The organism is Sulfolobales archaeon, from assembly GCA_038897115.1.
In the GTDB taxonomy this organism is placed as follows: Archaea; Thermoproteota; Thermoprotei_A; order Sulfolobales; family AG1; genus AG1.
In genome coordinates this window covers 1-4,764 of record JAWAXC010000137.1, presented here as the reverse complement: position 1 = coordinate 4,764, position 4,764 = coordinate 1, and the positions used below count along the sequence as shown (strand labels likewise).

General features: G+C 42.3%; 6 protein-coding genes. 2 read left to right on the top strand and 4 right to left on the bottom strand.

What is annotated here, in order from left to right:
* Positions 1 to 616 (top strand): asparaginase domain-containing protein (locus QXE01_11615; GenBank protein MEM4971884.1); only part of this gene is annotated, 616 nt, incomplete at its 5' end.
* A gap of 337 nt (positions 617 to 953) precedes the next feature.
* Here the strand turns inward: QXE01_11615 and QXE01_11610 are convergent.
* The gene (locus QXE01_11610) at positions 954 to 1,283 is read right to left on the bottom strand and encodes a hypothetical protein (protein MEM4971883.1); all 330 of its coding nucleotides are present in this window, start codon (positions 1,281 to 1,283) and stop codon (positions 954 to 956) included.
* On the bottom strand, positions 1,268 to 1,465 hold the full coding sequence (locus QXE01_11605) for a hypothetical protein (GenBank protein MEM4971882.1): 198 nt from the start codon (positions 1,463 to 1,465) through the stop codon (positions 1,268 to 1,270). The genes QXE01_11610 and QXE01_11605 overlap by 16 nt, the downstream gene beginning before the upstream one ends.
* Before the next feature lie 434 nt (positions 1,466 to 1,899).
* Here QXE01_11605 and QXE01_11600 point away from each other — a divergent pair, with 434 nt between their 5' ends.
* Positions 1,900 to 2,406: a PaREP1 family protein gene (locus tag QXE01_11600; GenBank protein ID MEM4971881.1), complete on the top strand. Its 507-nt coding sequence runs from the start codon at positions 1,900 to 1,902 to the stop codon at positions 2,404 to 2,406.
* 876 nt (positions 2,407 to 3,282) lie between these two features.
* Here the strand turns inward: QXE01_11600 and QXE01_11595 are convergent.
* Both QXE01_11595 and QXE01_11590 read right to left on the bottom strand, forming a co-directional pair.
* Positions 3,283 to 3,762 (bottom strand): hypothetical protein, encoded by a 480-nt coding sequence (locus QXE01_11595; GenBank protein MEM4971880.1) that lies wholly within the window; start codon positions 3,760 to 3,762, stop codon positions 3,283 to 3,285.
* Positions 3,701 to 3,982, bottom strand: coding sequence for a UPF0175 family protein (locus QXE01_11590; protein MEM4971879.1), 282 nt, complete (start codon positions 3,980 to 3,982; stop codon positions 3,701 to 3,703). Before QXE01_11590 ends, QXE01_11595 begins: the two co-directional genes overlap by 62 nt.
* Positions 3,983 to 4,764 lie beyond the last annotated feature (782 nt).

Genomic DNA, 4,764 nt, shown 5'->3' with positions numbered 1-4,764 from the left:
GAGCACCTCCGATACGGAGATAGCTATCCATAGGGGGACTAGGGTTAGGAAGATGCATACATCTAGGAGAGATGCCTTCCAATCTATAAATGCTAGGCCAATAGCAGCTGTGGATCCATATAGGAGGAGTATAAGAATCATAGATAACAGCTATAGACCGAGGAACAAGGGGGAGCCGAGGCTTCTAAACGGCTTTGAGAGGAAAGTAGCGTTGATATATAGCTATCCAGGTATAGAGCCGGAGATTATAGAGATGCTAATAGATAGGAGATACAGAGGGATCGTAATAGCGGGCACAGGATTCGGCCACGTACCAGAAAAGCTAGTACCAACCCTTAAAAGAGCAACAGAAGAGGGGATCCCGGTAGCTATAACCTCACAAACACTCCACGGGAGGGTGAATCTAATGGTATATACAACTGGGAGGGAGATGTTGAGAGCAGGGGTAATCCCATGCGAGGACATGCTACCAGAGACTGCATATGTAAAGCTCTCATGGATCCTCAGGAGAACCAGAGATCTTAATGAGGTGAGAAGGCTAATGCTAACCAACATAGCAGGCGAGATAAGCCCTAGACACGATATAGATCTATATACAGCACTAGAGAAGCTATAGCCCGAAAATAGTCTCGAAGGCCATACTATATATCAGAATAGCCAATGGGTACGAATAGCTATATAGCTAATAATTATCTAATTTTATAGCTTATTAAGGGAGAGGGGGAAGATGATATGAAGTACAAACGGTTATCGATGAATTACGTGGAGCCTCTGATGAGGAGATTCTTAGAATTGCATTAAGTCTTAAGAAGATACCCTAATCACAGAAATAAAATTAGGGAAAAAATTAGAAGTACCATGAAAGGGGAAACGCTTATACGTAATAGCCCATGTTTTCGATCCGTGTTTTTAATTACTGCAACGCTTATTAGCTTAAAGACTTTCGATCTAGATCATTCTGGAAGATCCTGGTATGATCCCTTGGGATTGGAAGGGAACGATAATATTTTAGAATTTCTATCTTTGGCTAGGATCGCTTTTATTAGGGCCTCTCTGATCTTAGTGTCTTTCCACATCTCCCTATCCCTTTCAAATGCTTCTTGCAACCATCTATCCCTTATCTCGAACCACTTCACACTTATCTTCCTAACAATCTCCGCGTTCCACATAGCCTGGTGTATGATGTCCTCGAGAAACCTCTCCTCATCCACACCACGCGCTATGAAGTCTATGTAATCACTCCTCCTAGATCTTCCAAATAGTATCGCTACATAGCCAGCCACAATACTATATCTAACACCGACTCTCTCAAGAACAGATGCAAAGCTAGTGGCGATCTCGTCCTCAACTGTGAGAAAAGGCTTGGAGAGATAGATCTTCTAGCCCTATCAACCAAGATACCCCCGCCCACAGACACAACATCTCTCTCATCATCACTCCCCATGCCCATTACCTCGTCAAACATCTCCCCACCCAATCGATTATCTCTCAATCTTTTTGGTTGCCTCAATCTATGTGTTCTGTACATTTCTTGGGCTTATAAAGGTTTTATCGCTAGAGACTGTTGGCTTAGTGAAGTGCTTTTAAGATTTTAGCTACGCTGCTATAGATATTGGGCTTTCCTACCTCGATGACGATCAGTAGTGCGATGGATTAATCATGGATAGAGGTGTGATCGGAGCTATTAATATTAGTTTGAGATACCTCTCCACATTTAGGAGTCCCATGAGGTGTAGGAGGAGCTATTGAACCCGCATAAAGGGCTAGCTCTAATCGCAGAAGTGAAGCTAGGAGGGTAATTAGAGCACGTGAGAGGAGAAATGCTCATGATCGTTCCTCGAGGTGATGTGGTATTTAGGCTTGAAACAATTGATAACTTTGGTATGAGGCGTCCTGGTCATGGGTGTTGAGGTTGTAATTAAGCTGCCCAGGGTTGTTTTTGAGCGTATCAAATCTATTGGTGCTGATGTAGAGTCTAAGGTGATCGATGCTCTCTTGAGAGAACTCGAGCTAGATCCTGAGGAGGAGGTTGATGCCCGCGTTGAACCTGCTCAGAGGTTTCTTGAGGAGGGTAGGGCTCTAGTTGAGAAGGATCCTGTTCAGGCTAGTGAGAAGCTATACAGAGCTGCTGAAGAATCTGTTAAGGCCCTAGCAATACACTTCAACCTCGAGGATATTCTGAGAAGTGCTAGAGATAGGGGTAGATGGACAGTTACAGATCTTGAGAGGGCTATCGAGGCTCTGAGCAACATAATCGGCAAGCATTTCGAAGAGGCGTGGGATAGGGCATGGGCACTACATGTATGGGGCTTCCACGAGGGGAAATTCGATAGCGAGGCTGTGAAGAGGAGACTACCATATATAGCCAGAATCGTTGAGATTGCTAGAGAGACTATACATAAATGAGAGCCCAGCAGATCTACTAATATCTCCCTAGCTTCATCGATTCATTATTGTGAACTTAGCTTAGCATGACGATCTACACCGTTATGGGTCTGCGTTAGAGACTGTTAGCTTATTGATAGGCTTTTAAGCATTTTAGCTACTATAATTACTTGGATATACTAGAGGATTTATGGGAAAAGGTCTCAGAGGTTTAGGAAGACCAAGAAACTAGTCGAGGAGATGGTATATCGAGCTGAATGCTTCTGAATAAGGCATAGAACAGCTTTACGTCTACTCTTGATCAGCTCTTTAATCGCGTCAATCACCTCCTTAGGATAACCATTTCTCTTTATCCATTTTCTCACGGAATATGATCCTTTTATTACGCAGTGTCTATGTTCTAGATAATGCATTGTGGAGGAGTAGATTGTCTCGTTATGAACAATCATATCAGTAACGTGCTCTTTAGATTTTTATCAAGTAAATGTCTCCTATGTTCAAGGAGACTTGTGTAATACACGGTAGGATATATGTGTATCTAGGAACGTCTTAATCAAAACTCCATACCTCCTCCAGGTACTTCTCAAGCTCCTCTTTACTAGATTCGCCCGGAACACCAATTAGATCCTTCAGTTTTTCGCATATGCTTTCCTCAATACCCACTATAGCCTCCTCGCTTTTTCTAAATTAATTGGGTCTAGAGGCTTATGTACACCATTCTCGCAACGTGTGTGTATGACTTTAAGATATCTAGCTCCACCTAACTATTACTATTACGTGTAGCTTTAAGAGATTAGAATGTGCTGCAATAGATAACTATGAACTCAGAGGTTGGCCTGTTTCAAATATTTTAGTAGGCTACTAGTTAACAAGTCGAAAGAGTAGTTCAGAAGCATCTTATTTCTCCTGAAAAATCTTATCGAATAGCTTCTTATCTATGTAGAATCCTATCTCAACTAAACGCCTATACATCGAGTTAGGTGTTTCCATTAAGACACCGTCTTCGTAGAGTTTCTTAAGTATTGAAATAGTTCCTAAAACTTCCAAACCTAGTTCTCTAGCTAACCTCCGAGCTTTCTTATCGTCGAGAACAACGATCTTATCTTTTTCCAAGGCTAAAAATATAGCTGATGACTCACCGATTCCTAGTCTTGGGAGTCGTCGCTTAACTTCTTCAACATGTATTCTGCCTTCACTAATAACTCTCATGAGTTCTCGATATACTTCATCCTTCTTTCTCTCTAATTCCTCTATTACTCCACTAGGAACTTCTACCTCGCTAAATAGTTTAAGAGCCTCATTTAGAACCCCTAGTTTAACCAGTGCTATTATCGGGGAGGTGTTGAGCACTACTCTTAAAGATCTTCTCATAAGCATCTAGTTCTTCCTCAACCTCTTCTTCATCGAGAACACTATACCTAACCCCAAGCCTATGTAAGAGTATCCAGAGATCATCAACCCTTAAACTCAAGAGCTCAGCAGCCTTACCCAGCGAGACCCTACCACTAAGTAAAAGCCCTAGAACCGTGAACAGCTTCTCCTTATCAGGATAAGGAACACGCTCACTCTCAATAACCTCTCTAAGCTCAGCAGACATGAAACAACACTACCTAACTATATACTCCTCACAACCTAAATACATATCTATTACTCTACGTCTTCGAGCCCTCAGCCCTTAAGGAGTATTAGGTAATAAATATAAATTCCTAACGTAATTGTCTCACAGACAACAGTTGTCTTAGGACAGAGCTCGTTAGGAGATGGTCTCTAGAGCTAGTGATCCCGTGCTCAAATCCCAGTAGTCCTATCATTATCTCGTTTCTCTTAGAATCTACTTTAACCTCTTCAAGGCTTCGTTTATCATCTCATCCGATATTCTGAACCCGTGTTCTTTGAGTCCCCTTAATGCTTGAATTGGTTTATCCTTGCTTATGAGTCTCTTAGAATAAGCTATGCATAAGAGACCTATAGTCCCTATGACATTCAACCCCACACTAAGTAGGTGTTAATTATAATAATTATAGTGATTTGTCATCAATTATTCTACTCCCGATCCCAGAAAAATAGCCTACATTCACATACACAGCTCTTGCATATGAAGAATCTTACGATCACCGTAGGGACGTTTACGGCTTTAGCGTATTCTCATCTTCTCTCCACTCGGTTACCGCGATAGGGGCTTTCCTTAAAGCGGCTCGGTGCCGGGCTTATAGGGTGAGCGTCTACAGGTTTTGATTAGCTTGAAGTGTTCGTGGTTCCGGTTCAGGTTAGTAACCTGAGCTTAAAGCTATAGCCTAGCTACTCAGCGGCTCTCGCTATGATCTCGAAGTCTCTATCCGCTGTTGCCAACTCCTCTCCAAGCCTTACAGCTATGGCTGC

Bases quoted from the DNA above. Each gene is read 5' to 3' on its own strand.
- QXE01_11605 (MEM4971882.1), bottom strand. From the start codon at position 1,465: ATGTTTGACGAGGTAATGGGCATGGGGAGTGATGATGAGAGAGATGTT.
- QXE01_11600 (MEM4971881.1), top strand. From the start codon at position 1,900: ATGGGTGTTGAGGTTGTAATTAAGCTGCCCAGGGTTGTTTTTGAGCGT.
- QXE01_11595 (MEM4971880.1), bottom strand. From the start codon at position 3,762: ATGCTTATGAGAAGATCTTTAAGAGTAGTGCTCAACACCTCCCCGATA.
- QXE01_11590 (MEM4971879.1), bottom strand. From the start codon at position 3,982: ATGTCTGCTGAGCTTAGAGAGGTTATTGAGAGTGAGCGTGTTCCTTAT.